This is a genomic window from Mesorhizobium amorphae, from assembly GCF_014843845.1.
Classification (GTDB): domain Bacteria; phylum Pseudomonadota; class Alphaproteobacteria; order Rhizobiales; family Rhizobiaceae; genus Mesorhizobium; species Mesorhizobium amorphae_A.
In genome coordinates, this window is sequence record NZ_JHQS01000017.1 from 126289 (window position 1) to 148908 (window position 22620).

Annotated in this window: 18 protein-coding genes; 5 read left to right on the top strand and 13 right to left on the bottom strand. The window is 64.5% G+C overall.

What is annotated here, in order from left to right; all coding sequences use genetic code 11:
• Position 1 precedes the first annotated feature (1 nt).
• Positions 2-1699: a hydantoinase B/oxoprolinase family protein gene (locus DH08_RS10930; RefSeq protein WP_192179321.1), complete on the top strand. Its 1698-nt coding sequence runs from the start codon at positions 2-4 to the stop codon at positions 1697-1699.
• Between the two features lie 464 nt (positions 1700-2163).
• Here DH08_RS10930 and gyrB read toward each other — a convergent pair whose 3' ends face one another.
• The 4 genes from gyrB to DH08_RS10945 all read right to left on the bottom strand — a co-directional run bounded on the left by gyrB (position 2164) and on the right by DH08_RS10945 (position 8040).
• Positions 2164-4635: a DNA topoisomerase (ATP-hydrolyzing) subunit B gene (gene gyrB, locus DH08_RS10935; protein ID WP_192179322.1), complete on the bottom strand. Its 2472-nt coding sequence runs from the start codon at positions 4633-4635 to the stop codon at positions 2164-2166.
• A gap of 287 nt (positions 4636-4922) precedes the next feature.
• Complete coding sequence (locus DH08_RS10940) at positions 4923-7244, bottom strand: caspase family protein (RefSeq protein ID WP_246800772.1); 2322 nt, start codon at positions 7242-7244, stop codon at positions 4923-4925.
• Positions 7229-7384 carry a hypothetical protein gene (locus DH08_RS36185; protein WP_246800773.1) on the bottom strand — a complete coding sequence of 52 codons (156 nt, stop codon included), beginning with the start codon at positions 7382-7384 and terminating at the stop codon, positions 7229-7231. The genes DH08_RS10940 and DH08_RS36185 overlap by 16 nt, the downstream gene beginning before the upstream one ends.
• A gap of 86 nt (positions 7385-7470) precedes the next feature.
• Positions 7471-8040, bottom strand: coding sequence for an NADPH-dependent FMN reductase (locus tag DH08_RS10945; protein ID WP_192179323.1), 570 nt, complete (start codon positions 8038-8040; stop codon positions 7471-7473).
• 201 nt (positions 8041-8241) lie between these two features.
• Here DH08_RS10945 and DH08_RS10950 point away from each other — a divergent pair, with 201 nt between their 5' ends.
• Positions 8242-9609, top strand: a complete 1368-nt coding sequence (locus DH08_RS10950; protein ID WP_192179324.1) for a cytochrome P450 — start codon at positions 8242-8244, stop codon at positions 9607-9609.
• A 158-nt stretch (positions 9610-9767) separates the two neighbouring features.
• Here the strand turns inward: DH08_RS10950 and DH08_RS10955 are convergent, their stop codons facing one another.
• The 7 genes from DH08_RS10955 to DH08_RS10985 all read right to left on the bottom strand — a co-directional run bounded on the left by DH08_RS10955 (position 9768) and on the right by DH08_RS10985 (position 16213).
• Positions 9768-10742 carry a complex I NDUFA9 subunit family protein gene (locus DH08_RS10955; protein ID WP_192179325.1) on the bottom strand — a complete coding sequence of 325 codons (975 nt, stop codon included), beginning with the start codon at positions 10740-10742 and terminating at the stop codon, positions 9768-9770.
• A gap of 186 nt (positions 10743-10928) precedes the next feature.
• Positions 10929-11381, bottom strand: a complete 453-nt coding sequence (locus tag DH08_RS10960; RefSeq protein ID WP_192179326.1) for a DoxX family protein — start codon at positions 11379-11381, stop codon at positions 10929-10931.
• Positions 11382-11768: 387 nt separating this feature from the next.
• Positions 11769-12770: an Ldh family oxidoreductase gene (locus DH08_RS10965; protein WP_192179327.1), complete on the bottom strand. Its 1002-nt coding sequence runs from the start codon at positions 12768-12770 to the stop codon at positions 11769-11771.
• Between the two features lie 91 nt (positions 12771-12861).
• Entirely contained in the window at positions 12862-13671 is an 810-nt protein-coding gene (locus DH08_RS10970; RefSeq protein ID WP_192179328.1) for an ABC transporter permease, read from the bottom strand.
• Positions 13671-14381, bottom strand: a complete 711-nt coding sequence (locus tag DH08_RS10975) for an ABC transporter permease (protein ID WP_192179509.1) — start codon at positions 14379-14381, stop codon at positions 13671-13673. Before DH08_RS10975 ends, DH08_RS10970 begins: the two co-directional genes overlap by 1 nt.
• Before the next feature lie 168 nt (positions 14382-14549).
• Positions 14550-15344, bottom strand: coding sequence for a transporter substrate-binding domain-containing protein (locus DH08_RS10980; RefSeq protein ID WP_192179329.1), 795 nt, complete (start codon positions 15342-15344; stop codon positions 14550-14552).
• Between the two features lie 56 nt (positions 15345-15400).
• Positions 15401-16213 (bottom strand): ABC transporter ATP-binding protein, encoded by an 813-nt coding sequence (locus DH08_RS10985; RefSeq protein ID WP_006204010.1) that lies wholly within the window; start codon positions 16211-16213, stop codon positions 15401-15403.
• A 222-nt stretch (positions 16214-16435) separates the two neighbouring features.
• Between DH08_RS10985 and DH08_RS10990 the strand changes: the two genes are divergently transcribed.
• From DH08_RS10990 to DH08_RS11000, 3 genes are all read left to right on the top strand, one after another.
• Positions 16436-17284: a dimethylarginine dimethylaminohydrolase family protein gene (locus DH08_RS10990; RefSeq protein ID WP_192179510.1), complete on the top strand. Its 849-nt coding sequence runs from the start codon at positions 16436-16438 to the stop codon at positions 17282-17284.
• Positions 17281-18861 (top strand): 5-guanidino-2-oxopentanoate decarboxylase, encoded by a 1581-nt coding sequence (locus DH08_RS10995; RefSeq protein WP_192179330.1) that lies wholly within the window; start codon positions 17281-17283, stop codon positions 18859-18861. Before DH08_RS10990 ends, DH08_RS10995 begins: the two co-directional genes overlap by 4 nt.
• A gap of 177 nt (positions 18862-19038) precedes the next feature.
• On the top strand, positions 19039-19746 hold the full coding sequence (locus DH08_RS11000; protein WP_192179331.1) for an SDR family NAD(P)-dependent oxidoreductase: 708 nt from the start codon (positions 19039-19041) through the stop codon (positions 19744-19746).
• 76 nt (positions 19747-19822) lie between these two features.
• Here DH08_RS11000 and rpsA read toward each other — a convergent pair whose 3' ends face one another.
• Positions 19823-21520, bottom strand: coding sequence for a 30S ribosomal protein S1 (rpsA, locus tag DH08_RS11005; protein WP_006204006.1), 1698 nt, complete (start codon positions 21518-21520; stop codon positions 19823-19825).
• A gap of 206 nt (positions 21521-21726) precedes the next feature.
• Entirely contained in the window at positions 21727-22377 is a 651-nt protein-coding gene (gene cmk / locus DH08_RS11010) for a (d)CMP kinase (protein ID WP_192179332.1), read from the bottom strand.
• Positions 22378-22620 lie beyond the last annotated feature (243 nt).

The following is a 22620-nucleotide window of genomic DNA, read 5'->3' on the forward strand; positions in this document are numbered from 1 at the left end:
GATGGCAAAGCTCGACACCATTACGCTTTCGGTACTTCAGGCCGCCCTGCAGCAGGTCTGCGACGAGATGGACCTGACCTTTTCGCGCGCCGCCTTCTCGCCGGTCATCGCCGAGGCCAACGACCGCTCCGACGGCATCTATTCGGCGCTCGACGGCTCGCTGATCGCGCAAGGCAGCCAGGGCCTGCCGGTGTTCGTCGGCGTCATGCAGTATTCGACCAAGACGGTCATCGAGATGATCGCCGACGGCCGCTGCCTGCCGCCGGAGCCAGGCGACATCTACATCGTCAACGATCCCTATCTCGGCGGCACCCACCTGATGGACGTCCGCTTCGCCATGCCGGTCTACAGGGAAGAAAAGATATTCTGCTGGCTGTCGAACACCGGCCATTGGCCCGACATTGGCGGTTCGGTGCCGGGCGGCTTCTCGGCCTCGGCAACCGCCGTCGAGCAGGAAGGGCTGCGATTGCCGCCTGTCAAGCTGTTCAAGAAGGGCGTTCTCGATCCGGAAATCTACGCCATCATCTGTTCGAATATCCGTGTCGCCGACCAGCGCATCGGCGACATCAGGGCGCAGGCCGCGGCACTGCTGATCGGACAGGACCGCCTCAATGGAATCCTCGATCGTTACGGCGATGAAACGGTTGTCGAGGCGATCGCCGAATTGCGCCGCCGCGCCGCCGAGCAGATGCGCGCCAACATCGCCGCCATCCCGGATGGAACCTACAGCGCAAAAGCCTTCGTCGATTCCGACGGGGTGGTGAACGAACCGCTGACCATTGCGCTCGCTGTCGAGAAGCAAGGCGACACGCTGACCTTCGACTTTACCGGCTCATCAAAGCCCTGCGCCGGGCCGATGAACAGCGTGCTGGCGACGACCTTGTCGTCGGTCTATCTCGCCATGCGCCACATCTTCCCGGATGTGCCGATCAGCGCCGGTGCCTTCGAGCCACTCATCGTCAAGCGGCCGGAGGGCACCTTCCTCGACGCCCGATATCCGCGCCCGGTGTCGGGCTGCGCCGCCGAAGTGTCGCAGCGCATCGCCGAGGCGGTGTTCGCGGCCATGGTGCAGGCGCTGCCGGACAAGGTAACGGCGGCTCCCGCCGGCTCCAGCGGCAATTTCGCGCTTGGCGGCAACGACCCAGTGCGCGGCCGCGACTACGTCATGTACCAGATCTCCGGCGGTGGCTATGGCGGCAATTCAGGCCATGACGGACTGACCAATGGCTGCTCGACGATTGGCATCTCCAAATCGCCGCCGGTCGAGATCATGGAGCAGGCCTTCCCGGTGCTCTACCGGCACTATGCCTTGCGCGAGGGCTCGGGCGGCGCCGGCAAGCAGCGCGGCGGTTTCGGGCTCGCCTATGAGGTTGAGATACTGCGCGGCGACGCCCGCGCCTCCTTCGTCATGGATCACGGCCGCTTCGGCCCGCAAGGCGCGCTCGGCGGCAAGGACGGCGCGGTCAACACGGTGACGGTGTTCCGCAGCGGCGAGGAACATGTGCCGCCGCACCTGTCCAAGGAACAGGACATCGCGCTCAAGGCCGGCGACCGCGTCCGCGTCGGCACGCCGGGCGGTGGCGGCTATGGCGATCCGTTTGAACGCGACCCGGCGCTGGTCGCGCGCGACGTGGCGCTCGGCTACTATACGCCAGAACAGGCCAAAGAGCTGTTCGGAGCCACCGTCGATGCAGGATAGCTCCAGGTGCCGTGTCTGCGGGCTGGATCAATTCCCAGATTTGCCTTGGGGCGAATCCGGCGAAGAACCCAGCCATAGCATATGCGTCTGTTGCGGCGTCGAGTTCGGCTACGAAGATGACGGACTTGAAAACTGTCTGTTGATCCGGCGCCACTGGGTGGAAGTCAACCGGTGCAAATGGTTCGCACCGAAGCATCGTCCAACCGATTGGGATATGGCGGCCCAAATCAGAGGCATCCCGAGAGCATACAAGTCCGACGATGATGATGAGAGGCTGATCCAAGCCTATCTTCAAGCAGGTGAGCCGCCTCCACAAGGCTTGGCGGCCTTGAGCGCAGTCGAGAGGCCGGACCGCTAATCAGTCCGCCATGGCGGGGGCATTTTGCCGACAGCGTCACGCCGGCCCTTCATGGCTTGATGAAGCAGGATGGCTCCATCAAGGCGTGGCTCTAAGCCGGCTCTAGCTAAATATCCAGATTGGCAACCGACAGCGCATTGTCCTGGATGAATTCGCGCCTCGGCTCCACCTCGTCGCCCATCAGCCGCGAGAACAGGCTGTCGGCATCGGTGGCGTCGTTGACCTTGACCTGCAGCAACGAGCGCACATTCGGGTCGAGCGTGGTTTCCCAGAGCTGTTCGGCGTTCATCTCGCCAAGGCCCTTGTAGCGCTGCATGGTCAAGCCCTTGCGGCCGGTCGCGAACACCGCGTTGAGCAGCGCCAGCGGTCCCGAAATGGTCTCGGAGACATCCTTGCGGCGCAGCACCGGCGGCGTGTCGTAGACTTCGGTCAGGCGCGGCGCATAGCGATCGAGCTGGCGGGCGTCGGCCGAATTGATCAGCCCGAGATCGAGCTGCGCGAATTCCTTGACGCTACGCACCGTGCGCTCGAACACATAGCCGCCGACGCCTTCGTTCGAGGTCGACATGCGGCCGGTCCAGCCGCGCTCGGTGTCCTCGGCGATGATGTCGAGGCGCTTGGCGACGCGCTCGGCCATGGCGTTGGCACGGCCAAGATCGCCAAGAACATCCGGGTTGAGCGCGCCGGCGATCGCCGCTTGCTCGACCACGCCGCGGTTGTAGCGCGTGTGCAGCCCGTTGATCAGCTGCCGCACCGCCAGTGCGTCGTCGATGGCGCTGCGCAGATCCTGTCCGGCCCGCACCTCGCCGGAACCCAGCGAAAGCGACGCTTCCTCAAGCCCCGAGCCGATCAGGAATTCCTCGAACGCGCCTTCGTCCTTGATGTATTGCGAACTCTTGCCGCGCGTCACTTTGTAGAGCGGCGGCTGGGCGATGTAGAGATGGCCGCGCTCGATCAGCTCCGGCATCTGCCGGAAGAAGAAGGTGAGCAGCAAGGTGCGGATGTGGGCGCCGTCGACGTCGGCGTCGGTCATCAGGATGATCTTGTGGTAGCGCAGCTTGTCGGCGTTGAACTCGTCCTTGCCGATCGAGGTGCCGAGCGCGGTGATCAGCGTGCCGATCATGTCGGAGCCGAGCATGCGGTCGAAACGCGCCCGCTCGACATTGAGGATCTTGCCGCGCAACGGAAGAATCGCCTGGTTCTGACGCGAACGGCCGCCCTTGGCAGAGCCGCCGGCCGAGTCACCCTCGACGATGAAGATTTCGGACTTGGCCGGATCGCGTTCCTGGCAGTCCGCCAGCTTGCCGGGCAGCGAGGTGACGCCGAGCGAACTCTTGCGGGTGATGTCGCGCGCCTTGCGCGCGGCTTCACGCGCCGCTGCGGCCTGGATCACCTTCTCGATGACCACCTTGCCCTCGGTCGGGTGTTCTTCCAGCCAGGTGCCCAAAGCCTCGTTGACCAGCCCTTCCACCACCGGGCGGACCTCGGACGAAACCAGCTTGTCCTTGGTCTGCGAGGAGAATTTCGGGTCCGGAACCTTGACCGACAGGACCGCGGTCAACCCTTCGCGGCAGTCGTCGCCGATCAGCGACACCTTCTCCTTCTTGGTCTGGCCGGAGGATTCGCCGTAGCCGGTGATCTGGCGCGTCAGCGCACCGCGGAAGCCGGCCAGATGCGTGCCGCCGTCGCGTTGCGGGATGTTGTTGGTGAAGGCCAGCACGTTCTCGTGGTAGCTGTCGTTCCACCACATCGCTACCTCGACGGTGATGCCGTCGCGCTCGGCCTTGATGGCGATCGGCTTGTCGATCAGTGGTTTCTTCACGCGGTCGAGATATTTGACGAACTCCTCGAGCCCGCCGTCATAGTGCAGCTCGTGGCGCACGATGTCGGCGTGGCGGGCATCGGTCAGCACGATGCGCACGCCGGAATTCAGGAAAGCGAGTTCGCGCAGCCGGTGCTCCAGCGTGCCATAGTCGAACTCGACCATGGTGAAGGTTTCGGACGACGGGAAGAAGGTGATCTCGCTGCCGCTGCGTCCGTCATAGGTGCCGGCGGTCTTGTTCTGCTCGTAGCTGCCGGTGACCTTCAGCGGCGCGTCGGCATTGCCATGGGTGAAGCTCATCTCGAAGATCTGGCCGTTGCGGCGGATCCTCAGTTTCAGCCATGCCGACAGGGCGTTGACCACCGACACGCCGACGCCGTGCAGGCCGCCCGACACCTTGTAGGAATTCTGGTCGAATTTGCCGCCGGCATGCAGCTGCGTCATGATCACTTCGGCCGCCGAAATGCCTTCGCCGGTGTGGATATCGGTCGGAATGCCGCGGCCATTGTCGATGACGGTGACCGATCCGTCGGGATTGAGCGTCACCGTGACGAGGTCGGCATGGCCGGCCAGCGCCTCGTCGATGGCGTTGTCGACCACCTCGTAGACCATGTGATGCAGGCCCGAGCCGTCATCGGTGTCGCCGATATACATGCCTGGCCGCTTGCGGACGGCATCCAACCCCTTCAAAACCTTGATGGAATCGGCGCCGTATTCGGCTTCCGCGCCATTGGCGCTTTCAGTCTGATCGCTCATGAAAACCTGTCTGATTGATGGCGCTGGCCCGGTGCCGGAAATTGGCTCCGAATCGCGCCGTTTTGATGTCCTAGATATAGGCGCAAAAGGCGGTTTTTCCAAGGTTTGCGGGGATTTCCGGGGCGCAAGAGCCGGCTATCGGCGGCGGGCCTCGGCCAGGCCTATTTCACGCGGGCCAATCGATCCTTGAGAAACTTGATCATGAACTTGTAGCGCGGCGCCAGCCGGCCGCTGCGGTCGAGCTCCAGCGTCATCTCCAGCGCCTCGGAAAGAACCGCCTTAGGGTTCTAGGCGACCTGGGAATAGTCGATCATCGCAACCACCAGATCGCGCTGCCAGGTGGCGTTGTCGGGGTCGGATCGGGCAAGCTGCTGGCGGATGTCCAGGCTGTCCTGGAACGCCTGCCGCGCACCCTTGATGTCGCGCTGCTTGACCTTGAGCATGCCGATCTCCGACAGCGTTATCGACAGGTCGCGCTGCCAGTCGAGATTGGCCGGGTCCAGCTTCGCCAGCCTGTCGACGATGACGAAACTGTCGAGATACAGTTTGAGCGCGCCCTTGCGGTCGCCCTGGATGGCAAGCACGCCTGCGACCTTTTCGAGGCTGACCGACAGGTCGCGCTGCCACTCCGTGTTTCCGGGGTCGCCGTCCGCGAGCTGACGGGCCTGCGCCAGCCCTTGTTGATAGGCCGCAAGCGCAGCCGGCCAATCCTCCTGATCCTTTAGCGCATTGCCGATCTTGGTGTTGCCGACCGACAGATCGCGCTTCAGCTCGGTGTTATCGGGATCGCGGCTCAGCAGCCGTTCGACGATTCCTAGGCCTTCGCGGTAGGCGGCAAGCGCGCCGGCGGCGTCGCCCCGCTCGCGCTTGAGGTCGCCGATCGTGTCGTGGCTGACCGAGACGTCGCGTTGCCTTTGCGCGTCGTCGGGCGCCTTCACGGCCAAGGCAAGGCGGATCGTCAGGCTTTCTTCAAAGGCCGCCTGCGCATCGTCCAGCTGTCCCGCGGCACGCGCAAGGCGGGCGATCTCGTCATAGGAAATGGTCAGGTCACGCTGCAGGTCGGCGCGCTCCGGCTCGTTGGCGGCGAGCACTTTCTTGATCGACAGGCTTTCCTGGTAGACTCGTGAGGCGCCGGCCAGATCGCCGTTCGTCACCAGCACGTCGCCGATCTTGTCGTCGTTCATGGCCAGATCGCCGAACCATTCCAGCCGGCCCGGGTCGGCCGAGGCCACCTCATGCAGCATCGCGCGCGCCGTCTGGTAGTTCTGCAGGGCCGCCGGCAGATCGCCTTGCGCCATCCTGATGTTGCCGAGCTTGGTGTGGCTGATGGCGAGATCGCGCCGCACGCCCGGATCGGTTTCCTGCCGCGACCTCTGTTCGAGATTGGCCCGCAGCGCCTCGAAGGCACGGCCGGCGGCGGTGATGTTGCCAACGGTGGTGTAGAGTTTGCCCAGCTCATCCTGGGTGCGGATCTGGCGGTCGAAATCGTCGGGCTCGAGCGCCGACTGCCCGGCCTCGCCATAGAGTGCCAGCACCGCCTCATAGTCCTTGATGGCGGCGGCATAGTTGAGGTCGGCGCGGGCCGCACCGCCCGACAGAAAGCGCGTCGCGGCTTCGGACAGTGTGCGACTGGCGAAATTGGCCTTCAGCGCCTTGCGCGACACACTGTCGATGCCGGCGGCCTCGGCGAGTTTTGCCCGCGCGGCATTGAAAGCGCCGAGCGAAAGCTGCTCTTGCGCCTGCTGGCGCAGCGCGCTCACCTGCGGATCGCTGACGCCGAGAACCTTCATTTCGCTGCGCACCTTGACGAAGGCGTCGGCGGCCTCGCGCAGCTTGGTGTTCAGGCTTTCCGCCGAAAGATGGCTGGCATCGGCGCTGATCAGCGCACCATAGAGCGGCGCCAGCGGCATGTCGGCATCGCTGGCGATCCGCTCGACCTCGTCGCGCATTTGTGGTGTCACCTCGGCCATGGCCAGCAGCAGCCGCTCGCGCTCCGGCAACTGCTCTCTGGTGGATGCGGCGAAGAACAGTTGCGGCAGGCCGCTCTCGACATAGGGCAGTTGCTTGCCGCGCGTCAGGTCGTAGACCTCCTGCTGCACCAGCGTCAGCACCGAGCGGATTTCGAGCCCGTCGGTGCCGAGATATTTCGCCAGCGCCGCCGCAAAGGGCGAGTTCTGGCCCGTGCCGTCGGCGGCCGTCTCGCCGGGCGCGGCGGAAAAGGCAAACAGGGTATTTTCTGCCTTCCCGATACGGCCGAGACCGGGCCGCACCTTGTCCGAGACATTCTTGGCCAGCGCTGTCGCGCCACGGCCTTCGCCGGCACTTGCCGTGAACGGATCGCTGCGGCAGGCGTTGAGCACGATCAGCCCGACCTTGGCCGTTGCGGCGACGGCCTCGCGCACCTCTTCCAGCGGCAGGCTGGTCCTTTCAGCGCATCGAGCGAGGAAGCGTCGGCATCGACCGGCAGCAGCCGGTTGTCGCCGGAGATTTCGACGCCATGGCCGGAAAAGTACACCAGCGCCGCGTCGGCGCCCTTGGCGCATGCGGCGCAGATCCCGGTTGGTTTCGACGACGACCTCGAAGCCGAGCTTCTTCAGCGCCGCTTCCATCCCTCGCCGTCATTGACGGGATTGGCCAGCGGCCGGATCAGCCGGTAGTCGTCATCGGCGAAGATCAGCGCCACGCGCCGCTCCGCCATGGCGGCGGCGGCCGTCGACAGGATCAGCAGTAGCGCAAACAGAAATCGCAAGTCGAACCGCCCCGGCCCGGTCAATGCCGGAGCATTTCATCTCTTTATGGCGTGAACAAGCCGGGTTGTTCGGCCAGAAGTCAGTCCTATCCGGCGCGCAGCGGCTTCAACGCCTCGCTCCAGCGCAACAGTTCGTCCAGCATGGTCTTGGTTCCGCTCTGCACCTGTTCACTAGGCTGGAAGGAGCCGTCATTCTCGAGCAGTTTCTGATACAGCGGCAACGAAACACCCTCGGGGATTGGCATCACGCCGACCGAGGTCAGCAGCGGCTTGAGCGCCTGCGCGGCGCGCAGGCCGCCGGAGACGCCGCCATAGCTGAAGATGGCGGCAGGCTTGTATTTCCATTCCCAGAGCAGGTAGTCGACCGCGTTGACGATCGCCGGCGCCACGAAATAATTGTACTCCGGCGCCACGAAGACGAAGGCATCTGCGGCGTCGATCGCCTTCGACCAGGCCTTGGTGTGGTCCTTCTCATATTTGGCGAGCTTCGGATGGTGCGGCTCGTCCAGCACCGGCAGGTCGAACGCGGCGATGTCGGTCAGGACGGGCTCGAACTTGCCGTGCTCGCGAGCAAAGCCATCCAGCCACTTGGCAAAGACCGGTCCGGCGCGGCCGGGTCGCGTGCTGCCGATGATGACGTTCAACCGGTGTTTCAAGGCGGGCTCCTGGAATGGCGGGATTGGAGTGGTGGTATCTGTTGGTGACTGCCCCCTAAGCCACACTCCACCCGGCGGCAAGAAGGCATGGCGAGGGGGCCGGTCACATTCCGGAGAGCGGATGCCCGGTGCCCTGCCGTTCAGCCGCATGGACGCCGGCATTGCCGCTCACTACATTGGGGTATCAGCGGAGCATCTCCCATGGACACGCAGCCCGCGCCTTTCGTTCCGCCCGCGCCGAAGCCGCGCACGACGCCGCCGTCGACGCTGGAGATGATGCGCATCGTCTACCGCAATCCGCTTGAGCTGTGGGGCGAGCATACCTACAACGAACCTTGGATCTCGGTAAACGGCATTGGCGGACCATTGGTCGTCGCCAACGATCCCGGTCTTATCCGCCACGTACTGGTCGACAATGCCAGGAACTACAAGATGGCGACGGTGCGCCAGATGATCCTGCGCCCGATCCTGCGCGACGGCCTGCTGACCGCCGAGGGCGAGGTGTGGAAGCGCTCGCGCAAGGCGATGGCACCGGTGTTCACGCCGCGCCACATCTTCGGCTTTGCCCAGCCGATGCTGAAACGCACGCTGGACTTCGTCAGCCGCTACGAGGCCGGCGGCACCTCCGACATCGCCCACGACATGACGCTGCTCACCTACGACATCCTGGCCGAGACGCTGTTTTCCGGAGAGATTTCGGGCGAGCCGGGCAGCTTCGCCAGGGAGATCGACCGGTTGTTCGAGACCATGGGCCGCGTCGATCCGCTCGACCTGCTGCGCGCACCCGAATGGCTGCCTCGGCTGACCCGCATCCGTGGCCGCAAGACGATGGCCTATTTCCGCAAGATCGTCACCGATACCGTCCGGATGCGCGAGGAGCGGCTGAAACGCGATCCCGATGCTGTGCCGCAGGATTTTCTTACCCTGCTGCTCAAGGCCGAGGGGCCTGACGGGCTGACGCGCGCCGAGGTCGAGGACAACATCATCACCTTCATCGGCGCCGGCCACGAGACGACGGCCCGCGCTCTGGGCTGGACGATCTATTGCCTCGCCGAGGCGCCCTGGGAGCGCGAAAAGGTCGAGCGCGAGATCGACACTGTCTTGGCGCGCGAGCCCGATCCGACGAAATGGCTCGATGCCATGCCGCTCACCCGCGCCGCCTTCGAGGAGGCGCTCAGACTCTATCCGCCGGCACCATCGATCAACCGTGAGCCGATCGAACCGGAGACCTGGAACGAGCTTTACATCCCCAGGCGCGCCGCGGTGCTGGTGATGCCGTGGGTCGTGCATCGCCACCGAAAGTTGTGGGACAGGCCCGACGCCTTCATGCCGGAACGCTTCCATCCAGGCAATCGTGAAAAAATCGACCGCTACCAGTATCTGCCGTTCGGCGCCGGCCCGCGCGTCTGCATCGGCGCCAGCTTCGCCATGCAGGAGGCGATCATCGCGCTGGCCATCATGCTGTCGCGCTTCCGCTTCGACACAACGCCTGAGACGAAGCCCTGGCCGGTGCAGAAGCTGACGACGCAGCCGCAGGGTGGTCTGCCGATGCAGGTCACGCCGCGTTAGGCGTGCTGATATTCAGGTGATGCCGGCCTGCGAACGATGGCTTCCTGCGCTTCCGGTACTGACGTACCAAAAGTACGCTCCGTTCCGGTTCTCGGAATCCACCGTTCTCGACTCGGCCTGACCTGAATCTCAACACACCTTCAGGCAGCTACGCTGAATTAAGCTGCCGACTTGCGCTGGAACTGGCCTGCGGCGCGGAAGCGCCAGAGGTAGCTTGGCAGGATCGTGCCGATCGACTGCGGCTGGATGCCGAGGCCTGCAAGCGTCCTGTTTTCCCTGGCGGCCGCCTCCGAGACGATGTTGTGCGAGCGCAGCTGCAGCACCTGGTCCTTGGTCAGCATTGGGTTGGGCAGCATGCCGAGGACCGACGCCTGCATGTTCGCCATCCACCACGGCACCGGCACCAAAATCCGCTTCCGTTCGATCACGGTGAGCAGTTCTTCCATGCACTCCTTGAAGGTGAGCACCTGCGGCCCGCCGAGCTCATAGATCCGGCCGCCTTCGACCTTGCCTTCGACCGAGCGCGCCACCGCTTCGGCGACGTCGCCGACATAAACTGGCTGGAACTTGGTCAGCCCGCCGCCGAGCAGCGGCAGCATCGGCGAATAGCGCGCCATGCTGGCGAAGCGGTTGAAGAAGGCGTCCTCGGGTCCGAAATTGATCGAGGGACGGAAGATGACGGCATCCGCGATCGTCTCCAGCACCGCCTTTTCGCCGAGCGCCTTGGTGCGGGCATAGTCCGATTGCGCGTTGAGATCCGCGCCCAGCGCCGAAATATGGGTGAGGCCGGCGCCGACAGAGCGCGCGGCTTCGGCGATGGCGCGGGAGCCGAACTCATGCACGGCAGAAAATTTCTGCCGGCCGCTCTCATGCAGGATGGCGACCAGGTTGATAACATGGTCGGCGCCCTGCACGGCACGGTCGACCGACCAGCGCACGCGCACATTGGCCTGCACCGGCTGGATCTGGCCGACATTGCCGAGCGGCTGCAGATGGCCGGCGAGATCGGGCCGGCGGACGGGTACCCTGATGCGGTAGCCGCGCTTGGCCAGTGCCCGCACGACGTGGCGGCCGACAAAACCAGACCCGCCGAACACGACGACGAGCTTGGGGGTCTGCAGGATTTCGGTCATGGCTGGCTCCGGCGCTCGCAAGCTTGGCTGAAGCCGCTTCTTAATCCGTTTCGAGGCAAAGGCAAAGAGCGACCGGAGGTCGCTCATGACCTTGTTTCAGGGCAATTCCAGGAAAAGTGCGAAGCGGTTTTCCCGGGAAAAGCGCATGGCGCTTTCCCTTCGGAATTGCGTCTAGACAGACCCGCCTCAGAACGCCTTGCCGATGCGTGCGTCGACCGAATGGCGGTTGCCGCCACGGATGACGAAGAAGAGCAGGATCGCAGCCCACAGCAGTGACTTTTCGGCGCCGGAAAAACCTTGGCCGATGGTGACCCAGTGGAACCACACAGTCACCAGAAGCACGAACATCCCGGCGAAGGCAGCCGGGCGGGTGAGCAGGCCGATGGCGATGAAAATGCCGCCGAAGAATTCGGTGCAGGACAGAAGCAGCGACCAGAACGCGCCGGGATAGAAGCCGAGGCCCTCGACCATCTCGGCGGCGCCGAACGGATCGGCGATCTTCTGTGAGCCATGGATGGCCAGGAAGATGCCGGCGACGGCCCGCAGCATGGTTTCCGCGGCATTGTTCAGTGTGGCGTAGAGGCCGCCAAGGGCGGGAATGAAAAGGCTTTTGCTGGTGTTGTCGGTGGTTGCGGACAAGGCGGTCTCCCTCTGTTGCTGTCATCCGCAGACGCCCGATGGGGTCGGGCGGTGTCAAATAAACAAAAGTTGACCATTGCGACATGTTTTTCTTTGACAGCAGACGAAACGCAGAAAACCCCGCCGAAGCGGGGTTTTCCGGGTGACGTTCGTGCCGAAACCAGGGTCCAACGAGGCGGCCTGACCTGAGACGGTATCAGCTTGGCGTAAGACGCCCGCCCCAGCCCTGGACGCATCCGACAGTAGGCACCGACCGGGCAAACCCAACCCGGACAAGCATTGGTCGCCGGGGTTGACCGGAAGGTTCAGCGACGGACGCAAAAAAATCCACGCCTGCCCCACAGCCTCGCGCGAGAGGTCAGCTATTTATTTGAAAAGAAAAGGATTTCAGGCCGAGTAGCGCTCGGCGAATTCGGAAATGCGTTGCACCACCGCCTTGGGCGCGTTTATGCCCCGCGCTTGCGCCTTCTCCGCCGCCTCTGCCCGGGCGCGTCCCGGCACGTGCACGCCGTAGCGCCGCCGCAGCCGGTCGAGCTGGTCTCTCATGCGCTGCTCGAAATCCGGATCGAGCAGCTTCGGCTCGATCGCAAGCACGAACAGGCCGGTTCCCGGGCTGTCCGGCCCGCCGCTGAACCAGGGTGCGTCGAGCGACCAGTTGGCGCCGGACAGACCGGCCGCCAGCACCTCGACCATCAGCGCGATGTTGGCGCCGCGCTGGCCGCCGAAGGCAAGCATGGCGCCCTTCATGGCCGCCGCCGCATCGGTGGTCGGATTGCCGCTGGCGTCCAACGCCCAGCCTTCGGGGATCTTCCTGCCGTCCTCGGCCGCCTTGCGGATGTTGACGAAGGCAGTAGCACTCGACGACTGGTCGATGACCAAAGGCGATCCGTCGGCGGCGGGTGCGGCAAACGACATCGGGTTGGTGCAGTAGACCGGCTTGACCGAGCCTGAGCCGGCAAGCACCGCCGGCCCGTTGGTGGCGGCGAAGGACACCAGCCCAAGTGCTGCCAACCGGCCGGTGAAATAGCCGAGCGCGCCGCACGTATAGGCGTTCTTCTGCGAGAAGATCGAGACGCCGAACAGTTTTGCGGCCTTGGCGAGATCGTCGATCGTGCGGTCAAAGCCGGTATGGGCAAGGCCGCCACGCGCGTCGGAAAGATAGACGGCGAGCGCCGGCCTGGTGATGACGGGATCGGCATTGCCGTCAATGCGGCCGGCTTCGATCGCTTCCAGATAATCGATGAAATGCGTCAGCCCGACGGAGGTCAGCCCTTCTGCCTCGGCCGCGACGATCGAAGCGGCGAGCGACTGCGCTGCTTCCTCATTGGCGCCGGCGCCCAGCGCCGCCATCCGGCACAATCCGGTTGCCTGCTCGAGACTGAGTTGCATGGCGATGGGTTCCTAAGTGAGTAGGGAGTAGTCAGTAGTGAAAACGAGTCAGCGAATGGCCGACTACACCCTATTCGCTACTCACCACTCACTAGCCAATCTTGTTCGGGATCCGCGCTTCGATCCGGCTGAAGGCGAAAACGAGAATGCCGGTGATCGCCATATAGATCAACGCCAGCAGCAGCAAGGGTTCATAGGTGAGGTAGGTGTCCTGTCGCACCTTGGACGAGACGGCGAAGATGTCGATGACGCTGATCGTCGCCACCAGCGGCGTTGACTTCAATTGCAGCACGGTTTCGCCGGTCAGCGTCGGCAGCGCCCGATAGATGGCCTGCGGCAGCCAGATGCGCCGGAAAATCTTCCAGCGACTCATGCCAAAGGCGCGGGCGGCCTCGAGTTGGCCCTTCGGCACGCCGGCAAAGGCCCCCCGCATCACCTCGCCCTCATAGCCGGCAAAAGACAGTGTCAGCGCCAGCACGCCATAGGGCCAGGCCTGGCGGAGATAGGGCCACATCCAGGATTCGCGGATCCAGGGGTATTGTGGAAACAGCGAGCCCAGCCCGTAATAGAGCAGCCAGAGCTGGATCAGCAGCGGCGTTCCCCGGATCACGGTGCAGAAGGCCTTGGCGGGGGCGGAAAACCAGAACGGGCCGGCGGCCTGCGCCAGCCCGAGCGGCACCGCGAGCAGGAAGCCCAGGAAGCAGGTGACGGCCAGGATCCACAGCGACCGCCAGATGCCCAGCAATCCCATTTCGTAATATCGCGGCAGCCAGTCCCAGCGCATGAAGAAGGCGGCGCCGAGGACCAGCGCCAGCGCGATCAGGATCAGCACGATGCGATGCGGCTGCAGCCACAGCGACGTGCGCGCGGCGGCGTTGACGATGGTCGCTTCACCGGCCATCAGCGTGCGTCCTTGATAGAAGGCATGCCGCGCCTTGCCCGCGCTTCGACGCGACCGATGAGGAAGTTCGAAACCAGCGACACGATGAGATAGAGAACGCCAGCGGCCAAAAAGAAAGTTAAATAGGCTTTGGTCACGCCCCCAGCCTGCCGCGTTGTCAGCGCCAGTTCTTTGAAGCCGACCACTGCCAGAAGAGCCGTGTCCTTGGTGGCGATCAGCCACAGATTGGCGAGCCCGGGTAAGGCGAAAGGCAGCATGGCCGGCAGCGTTATGCGCCGCAGCATCAGGCCGGGCGGCATGCCGTAGGCGCGAGCGGCCTCGATCTGCCCCTGCGGGACGGCCAATATCGCGCCACGGATCACTTCGGTCGAATAGGCACCCTGCACGAAGCCGAGAACTGCGATGCCGGCCGCGAGCCCACTAATGTCGATGAGTTGGTAACCGAGTGCCGCCAGCAGCTGGTTTATCAGATCGGTGCCGGCATAGTAGAGCAGCAGGATCAGCACCAGTTCGGGCACGGCGCGCACGACGGTGGTGTAGACGGCGAGTAGGTCTCGCACCACAGGACCGCCATAGAGCTTTCCAAAGGCGCCGGCCGTGCCGATCAGAAGACCGAGGCAAGTGGCGCCGAGCGCGATCTCGAGGGAATGCAGAAGCCCGATCAGAAGCGCTTCGCCCCAGCCCGGCGGGTAGGGCGAAAGAAGCTCCATGATGCCGGCCGCCGAGGCCGGAAGAAGTGCGTCGATCAGCTTCGCCCCCAAATGGCTGGCGCCGGCCGCGGGCTGCGCCCGTCAGCGGAAAGCATGCGTGGACAGATTTCGGCGAGACTGCACGGCGCGCATTACGCGCCGTGCAGTCATTCGCTCGTGCACGGGCCGTCAGTTCGACTGGCTGTCTTCGCCGTAGATGTCGAAATCGAAGTATTTCTTCGAGATCTCTTCATACTTGCCGTTGGCGCGGATGGCCTTGATGCCGGCGTTGATCTTGTCCTTCAGCTCGGTGTCTTCCTTGCGGATGCCGGCGCCGACGCCGGGACCCAGAACTTCTACGTCCGGAGCCACCATGCCCTTCAGGTCGCAGCATCCCTTGCCTTGATCGGACTTGAGGAACTCGCCGAGTGCGATCGAATCGGCCTGCACCGCGTCGACACGGCCGGCTGCGAGGTCCTGGTTGGCCTCGTCCTGGGTCTGGTATTCCTTGATTTCCGCCGCACCGGTGAAGTGCTTCTTGGCGTAGACGGCATGCACGGTCGACACCTGCACCCCGATGACCTTGCCCTTGAGGTCATCCGGCGTGGCGCCGAACTTCTGGTCCTTCGGCCCGATGATGGCGGTCGGCGTGTTGTAATACTTGTCGGAGAAGTCGATCGTTTTCTTGCGCTCGTCAGTGATCGACATCGAGCTGGCGATGACGTCGATCTTCTTGGTGGTCAGCGCCGGGATGATGCCGTCCCAGGCGACGGGGGTGATGACACAGTCGAGCTTTTCTTCAGCGCAGACGGCGTCGATGAAATCGATCTCCCAGCCGACCCATTTGCCCGAGGCGTCGGGCGACGTGAAGGGCGGGTAGGGCTCGGCGGCGACGCCGATCTTGACCGGATCGGCCTTGGCCACGCCCATGGCGGCGACGCCGAGCAGCAGCGCCGCGGCGAGTGTCTTCAGAACAGTCTTCATGTCAGAACTCCCAGTTTGTTGTTGGTTCCCGGATCTTCGCCCACTTTCGGTCTGATCTAGCCGATGTTGCGGATGAATTGTTTGAGCCTTTCGGATTTCGGTGCACCGAAGATCTGCTCCGGCGGCCCTTCTTCCTCGACCAGCCCGTTGTAGAGGTAGACGACATGCGTCGCGACTTCGCGGGCGAACTTCATCTCATGGGTGACCAGCACCATGGTGCGGCCTTCGCGCGCCAGGTCGCCGATCACCTTCAGCACCTCGCCGACCAGTTCCGGGTCGAGCGCCGAGGTCGGTTCGTCGAACAGCATGACGCGCGGATTGATCGCCAATGCGCGGGCGATCGCAGCCCGCTGCTGCTGGCCGCCAGACAGATAGGCCGGATAGACGTCGCGCTTTTCGGCGAGGCCAACGCGGGCAAGCAGCTTTTCGGCCTGGGCGATCGCCTCGTCACGCTTGACGCCAAGCACGTGCACCGGAACCTCGATGACGTTCTCGATCAGCGTCATGTGGCTCCACAGGTTGAAGTTCTGGAACACCATGCCGAGCTTGGAGCGGATGCGTTCGATCTGCCTGCGGTCGGCCGGAACGGTATGGCCGTGGCTGTCGGCCTTCAGCTTGATCTCCTCGCCATTGACGCGGATGATGCCACTGGTCGGATTTTCCAGGCAGTTGATGCAGCGCAGCAGCGTCGACTTGCCGGAGCCTGAGCCGCCGATGATGGCAATGACCTCGCCGTCGCGCGCCGACAGCGAGACGCCCTTCAGCACATGCAGTTGGCCAAATTTCTTGTGCAGGTTCTCGACATGGATGGCTTCGGCAGCGCCGTCTTGCGCCGTATGTTTCAGTGCGGGAGCCGTAGCCGACGCCATTACGCTTTCGGTGCTCCGCGGAGCGGCCGGACCCATCGCTGCTGCAATCGTTTACCCATTACCCGTCGCAAAACAGAAGTTCCCTGTCGCAAGATGGACCGTTCCGCTTGCCTCCGTCAACCACGGTTTTTGGACCATTGATCACAGCCTGTTGTGGTGGTTAGTGGCGGCAACGGACGTTTTAGGGAGAAGTTGGTGGGCAAAACATTCGGGTCGCAGTCCATGGCCGGGCAGCTTGAGCGCGTGCTGATGCGCTCCGCCACCAGTGCCATGCGCCATGCCAGGGCTTCGGAGTGGCACTATGGTCCAGGCTTCGATCCAGGCAAGGCCGCCGCCCAGCATGAGGCGCTGGCCAGGCTTGTGGCGGGCTCGGGCGCCGAGATCGAATGGTTGACCGACGCCGATGACGGGCTTGCCGATTCCGTCTTCACCCACGACCCCTCGCTGATGACCGACCATGGCGCCATCATCCTCGCCATGGGCAAGGCGCTGCGCCGTGACGAACCGGCATTGCACGAAGCCGCCTATAGGCGCATGGACATTCCCGTCCTTGGCCGCATCGAAAGCCCCGGCCAGGTCGAGGGTGGCGACTGCGTCTGGGTGGACAAAACCACGCTGGCCGTGGGCCGCGGCGTGCGCACCAACCAGGACGGCATCCAGCAGCTTGCGAACCTGCTGACGCCGAAGGGTATCCAGGTCTATGGCTTCGACCTGCCGTTGTGGCACGGCGAGGAGGCCTGCCTGCACCTGATGTCGGTGATCAGCCCGCTGGCCGACGATCTGGCGCTGGTCTACGCGCCGCTGCTGCCGGCTGCCTTCTACCAGATGCTGCGCGCCCGCGGCATTCGCCTGGTCGAGGGCGACGGCGACGAATTCTTCGCCTCCAACGGGCTCAGCCTCAACGTGTTGCCGACCGCGCCGCACCAGGTCATCGCGGTCGCCGGTTTTCCGAAGACCGCAGCCGCCATGCAGGCCGCCGGCTGCACGGTCTCGACCTTCGAGGCCGACGCTCTGTGCATCGCCTGCGAGGGCGGTCCGACCTGCCTCACGCGTCCGGTGCTCAGACAATGACCACGATCGGCGAAGCGCTCATCACCTTGCTCGAAGCCCATGGCGTCGACACCGTCTTCGGCATTCCGGGCGTCCATACGGTCGAACTCTATCGCGGCCTGGCGCGCTCGAAGATCCGCCATGTCACACCGCGTCACGAGCAGGGCGCCGGCTTCATGGCCGACGGCTATGCCCGCGCCAGCGGCAGGCCGGGCGTCGCCTTCGTCATCACCGGGCCGGGGCTGACCAACACCATCACCGCCATGGGCCAGGCGCGCGCCGATTCGGTGCCGATGCTGGTGATCTCGGGCGTCAATGCCATGCCGACGCTCGGCAAGGGTCTTGGCTATCTGCATGAACTGCCTGACCAGCGCGGCATGATGGAGAAGGTGGCGCTGTTCTCGCACCGTGTCACCGAGGCCGGCGAACTGCCCGGCGTGCTCGCCCGCGCCTTCGCGCTGTTCTCGTCATCGCGTCCCGGCCCGGTCCATATCGAAATCCCGACCGATGTCATGGTCAAGCCGGGCGACGGCATCGAAGCCTTGCTGAGCAATGTCGCGCCGCCAGTTCCCGACCCGGCGGCGATAGAGGAGGCAGCCAGGCTTTGCGCGGCCGCCCGCCGCCCGCTCATCCTTGCCGGCGGCGGCGTCAGGCGCGCCGAGGCGCCATTGCGGCGGCTGGCCGAAAGGCTCGTCGCGCCGGTCGTCGAGACCGCCAATGCACGCGGCCTGCTGCATCGTCATCCGCTTTGCGTGCCGGCAGGCCCTTGCCTGAAGGCGGTGCGGGCGCTGATGGCGGAGGCCGACCTGGTCATTGCCGCCGGCACCGAATTCGGTCCGACCGAGTATGACGGCTATAGCGATGGCGGCTTTGTCCTGCCGCCAAACCTGATCCGCATCGACATCGGCGCCGACCAACTCGCGCGCCGCCCGGCCACCGTCGCCATCCAGGCGGATTGCGCCGAGGCGATCGAGGCCCTGCTGGCTCGGCTTGGCGGCAGGCCGTCTGCATCGGCCGACGGCCCGGCCCGCGCCGCCGCGACCCGGCAGGCCGCCCTTGCCGAGCTTGGCCCGGCCATGCAGGCGCAGATGCGCGCGGTGGAAGTGATCCGCGATGCCTTGCCCGGATCGATCATCGTGGGCGATTCCACACAGCCGATCTACGCCGCCAACCTGTACTACGACCATGACCGGCCGGGCGGCTGGTTCAATGCCGCCACCGGCTTCGGCGCGCTGGGCTTTGGCCCGCCGGCGGCCATCGGCGCCGCGCTTGCCGTGCCCGAGGCGCCGGTCGTCTGCCTCACCGGCGATGGCGGCTTCCAGTTCACCTTGCCGGAACTGGGCGCAGCGCTCGATGCGGATGCGCCGGTCATCTTCGTCGTTTGGAACAATCGCGGCTATCGCGAGATCGAGACCTCCATGCTCGATGTCGGCGTCGAACCGGTTGGTGTGTCGCCGGCGCCGCCGGATTTCTGCAAGCTGGCCGAGGCCTATGGCATTGCCGCCGAGCGGCTTGCCGGCGTTGGCGGGCTGGAGGATGCGCTCAAGCGCGCACGCGCGACCGGACTGCCCTACGTCATCGAGATAACCGTGGACTGAGTTTGGCCGAGCAACGCGCTTCATGCGTCAGCCTGGCGAGGCTTCCGTCCGGCCGGCGGCCCGAGCGATGCAAAGACGCGACCCAGCCATGTCGATATTTCAGTTGAGTGATCGAGTGAAAGGCGCGACTTTCGCTGGCGGCGTGGCCTAAGCATAAGAACACTGGAGCAGTCGAATATGACGGAAACACTGGACGGCAGGCATATCGTGGTGACCGGCGGCACCGGGGCGCTGGGCGGCGCGGTTGTCGGCAAGCTCCTGGAGCAGGGCGCGGTCTGCCATGTTCCCAATGCCCATGCCGCCGCACCTTCGCATTTTCCTTTCACCACGCATGATCGCGTCAGGCTGGCGCACAATGTCGACCTGTCGGACTCCGCCAAGGTCGAGGCGTTCTACCACCAGCTTCCGGAACTCTGGGGTTCCATCCACCTGGCGGGCGGCTTCACCATGGCGCCGGTGGAGAAGATCGAGTCGGCGTCCTTCGCCGAGATGATGGACACCAACGCCCGCACGACCTTCCTGTGCTGTCGCGCGGCGGTGCGCTCGATGCTGGCGTCGAGCACAGCGGGCCGCATCGTCAACGTCTCGGCGCGCGCCGGGCTCGAGCCCAGACGCGGCTCCGGCATGGTCGCCTATGCCGCCAGCAAGGCGGCGGTCGCCGCGATAACGCTGGCCATGGCCGAGGAATTGAAAGGCAAGGGCATATTGGTCAATGCCGTGGCGCCCTCGACGCTCGACACGCCGGCAACCCGGACCGACATGCCGGACGCCGATTTCAGCAAATGGGTCAGCCTTGAGGCGGCGGCCGAAGCGATCACTTATCTCGCGTCGCCCGCCAATTTGGCAATGAGCGGCACACTGGTGCCGCTTTACGGCCGGGCCTGATCCTTCGGCATATCCCAAAGAAAAACCCCGCCGGATCGCTCCGGCGGGGTCTTGTTTTCAGTAGGTGCGAAGGGGCTTAGCTGCCCTGCTTCTTCAGCGCGGCACCCAGGATGTCGCCCAGCGAAGCGCCGGAGTCGGTCGAGCCGTACTGGGCGACCGCTTCCTTCTCTTCGGCGATTTCCAGCGCCTTGATCGAGACCTGCAGCTTGCGGGTCTTCTTGTCGAAGGCGATGACGCGGGCATCGACCTTCTGGCCGACGGTGAAGCGCTCGGGGCGCTGCTCGTCGCGGTCACGGCTGAGGTCGGAGCGCTTGATGAAGGTCTCGATGCCGCTGTCGACCAGCCGCACTTCCAGACCGCCATCCTTGACGCCGATAACCTCGCAGGTGACGACGGCGTTCTTGCGCAGTTCGCCCGAAGTCGCCGCTTCGCCGACCGTATCCTTGGCCAGCTGCTTGATGCCGAGCGAGATGCGCTCCTTCTCGATGTCGACGTCGAGCACCTGCGCCTTGACCATGTCGCCGCGATTGTACTCTTCGATGACCTGCTCGCCCGGACGGGTCCAGTCGAGGTCGGAGAGGTGCACCATGCCGTCCACGTCGCCTTCCAGGCCGATGAACAGGCCGAACTCGGTCTTGTTCTTGACCTCGCCCTCGACCTGGCTGCCGACCGGATGGGTGCGCGCGAAGGCTTCCCACGGGTTTTCCAGCGTCTGCTTGAGGCCGAGCGAAATGCGGCGCTTGGCCGGATCGACCTCGAGCACCACCACGTCGACTTCCTGGGTCGTCGACAGGATCTTGCCGGGGTGCACGTTCTTCTTCGTCCACGACATTTCCGAAACGTGGATGAGGCCTTCGATGCCCGGCTCCAGCTCGACGAACGCGCCGTAGTCGGTGATGTTGGTGACGGTGCCCTTGATCTTCTTGCCGATCGGGAACTTGGTGCCGATCTCGGACCACGGATCGCTCTCGAGCTGCTTCATGCCGAGCGAGATGCGGTGGGTTTCCTGGTTGATGCGGATGATCTGCACCTTGACCGTCTGGCCGATGTTGAGGATCTCGGTCGGATGGTTGACGCGGCGCCATGCCATGTCGGTGACATGCAGCAGGCCGTCGATGCCGCCGAGGTCGACGAACGCACCGTAGTCGGTGATGTTCTTGACGACGCCTTCGACCACCTGGCCTTCTTCGAGATTCTGCACGATTTCCGAACGCTGTTCGGCGCGGCTCTCCTCGAGCACGGTGCGGCGTGACACCACGATGTTGCCGCGGCGGCGATCCATCTTGAGGATCTCGAAGGGCTGCGGGTTGTGCATCAGCGGGGAAACGTCGCGGATCGGTCGGATATCGACCTGGCTGCGCGGCAGGAAGGCCACGGCGCCGTCGAGGTCGACGGTGAAGCCGCCCTTGACCTGGTTGAAGATGACGCCTTCGACGCGCTCACCCTTGGTGAACTTCTCTTCGAGACGGACCCAGCTCTCTTCGCGACGAGCCTTCTCACGCGACAGCATCGCTTCGCCAAGCGCGTTCTCGATGCGCTCGACATAGACTTCGACGGTGTCACCGACCTTGAGGGTGGTGTCCTTGCCCTTGACGCCGAATTCCTTCAGCGGCACGCGGCCTTCGACCTTGAGGCCGACGTCGATGATGGCCATGTCCTTTTCGATCGCGGTGATCGTGCCCTTGACGACCTGGCCTTCGCCGGAATGGCCGGCGGTAAAGGATTCTTCGAGCAGGCTCGCGAAATCATCGCGAGTGGGATTTGCAGCTGACATATTTTCTCCTGGAATGCCCCGCATCTCAAGCGGGACGGGCGCCGTGGGTTAGCGTTGCGTTGGCCTGCCGGCGTTCCGGGCTACAAAAGCCCTGGGCCGCTCTAAGCGGCAATTCCGGCGCATGAAGAATGCTGGCAGGCTGGTTCGTGCCCGATATGGGTATTTTCTTCACCGCCGGCAATCGGCAGCGCGAGGAAAAACCCGGATCAGGCCTTGTTTCTCTTGGCCAGCACGTCGTCGATGATCGCCATGGCTGCAAGAAACGCGGCTTCTATAGCCATTTCGCTCGTATCAAGCAAGTGCGCGTCGGCTGCCGGCTTCAGCGGCGAGTCGGCGCGACCCATGTCGCGCTCGTCGCGGCGCATGATGTCGGCGAGGATCTCGTTGAAATTGGCGCTGCCGCCGATGCTTTCGATCTCGGCCAGCCGGCGTCGTGCCCGCACCTCGGCGCTGGCGGTGACATAGAGCTTGATGTCGGCATCGGGGCACACCACCGTGCCGATGTCGCGTCCGTCGAGCACCGCGCCCGGCGGCCTCTTTGCGAACTCCCGTTGCTTCTCGACCAGGATGCGCCGCACGGTCGGATAAACCGCAACCTTCGAAGCTGCCTCGCCGACCGCATGCGCCGACAGCACCGCCCGGTCGAGTTTTGCCAGATCGACCTGACGCGCCGCGGTTTCGGCGGCCGAGACATTGTCGAGCGGTAGCGCGTGTTGAAGCAGTGCATAGGCAACCGCGCGATAGGTGAGGCCGGTGTCGAGCAGGTTCAGCCGGTAGTGGTCGGCGAGCCGCCGGGCAAGGGTGCCTTTGCCGGCGCCGGCGGGGCCATCGATGGCGATGGTGAAAACATGTGTCATTGGGGAGACACTATGACGGAACCAGACAAGTACGGCGATCCTTCGCGCCCCCCTCTGTCCTGCCGGACATCTCCCCCACACGGGGGGAGATTGGCAGCTTCGCCCTCGGCGCCTTTTCCACGCGGGAAATTGGCGAAAGCAAACGTGACGTCCGATCTCCCTCCTCGTGGGGGAGATGCCCGGTAGGGCAGAGGGGGGCGCTGTCCCTCCAACGTTTCAGTTTGGCCCCAATCTCCAACGTAT

Bases quoted from the DNA above. Each gene is read 5' to 3' on its own strand.
- DH08_RS10930 (WP_192179321.1), top strand. From the start codon at position 2: ATGGCAAAGCTCGACACCATTACGCTTTCGGTACTTCAGGCCGCCCTG.
- gyrB (WP_192179322.1), bottom strand. From the start codon at position 4,635: ATGAGCGATCAGACTGAAAGCGCCAATGGCGCGGAAGCCGAATACGGC.
- DH08_RS10940 (WP_246800772.1), bottom strand. From the start codon at position 7,244: ATGGAAGCGGCGCTGAAGAAGCTCGGCTTCGAGGTCGTCGTCGAAACC.
- DH08_RS10950 (WP_192179324.1), top strand. From the start codon at position 8,242: ATGGACACGCAGCCCGCGCCTTTCGTTCCGCCCGCGCCGAAGCCGCGC.
- DH08_RS10955 (WP_192179325.1), bottom strand. From the start codon at position 10,742: ATGACCGAAATCCTGCAGACCCCCAAGCTCGTCGTCGTGTTCGGCGGG.
- DH08_RS10965 (WP_192179327.1), bottom strand. From the start codon at position 12,770: ATGCAACTCAGTCTCGAGCAGGCAACCGGATTGTGCCGGATGGCGGCG.
- DH08_RS10970 (WP_192179328.1), bottom strand. From the start codon at position 13,671: ATGGCCGGTGAAGCGACCATCGTCAACGCCGCCGCGCGCACGTCGCTG.
- DH08_RS10975 (WP_192179509.1), bottom strand. From the start codon at position 14,381: ATGGAGCTTCTTTCGCCCTACCCGCCGGGCTGGGGCGAAGCGCTTCTG.
- DH08_RS10980 (WP_192179329.1), bottom strand. From the start codon at position 15,344: ATGAAGACTGTTCTGAAGACACTCGCCGCGGCGCTGCTGCTCGGCGTC.
- DH08_RS10985 (WP_006204010.1), bottom strand. From the start codon at position 16,213: ATGGCGTCGGCTACGGCTCCCGCACTGAAACATACGGCGCAAGACGGC.
- DH08_RS10990 (WP_192179510.1), top strand. From the start codon at position 16,436: ATGGCCGGGCAGCTTGAGCGCGTGCTGATGCGCTCCGCCACCAGTGCC.
- DH08_RS10995 (WP_192179330.1), top strand. From the start codon at position 17,281: ATGACCACGATCGGCGAAGCGCTCATCACCTTGCTCGAAGCCCATGGC.
- DH08_RS11000 (WP_192179331.1), top strand. From the start codon at position 19,039: ATGACGGAAACACTGGACGGCAGGCATATCGTGGTGACCGGCGGCACC.
- rpsA (WP_006204006.1), bottom strand. From the start codon at position 21,520: ATGTCAGCTGCAAATCCCACTCGCGATGATTTCGCGAGCCTGCTCGAA.
- cmk (WP_192179332.1), bottom strand. From the start codon at position 22,377: ATGACACATGTTTTCACCATCGCCATCGATGGCCCCGCCGGCGCCGGC.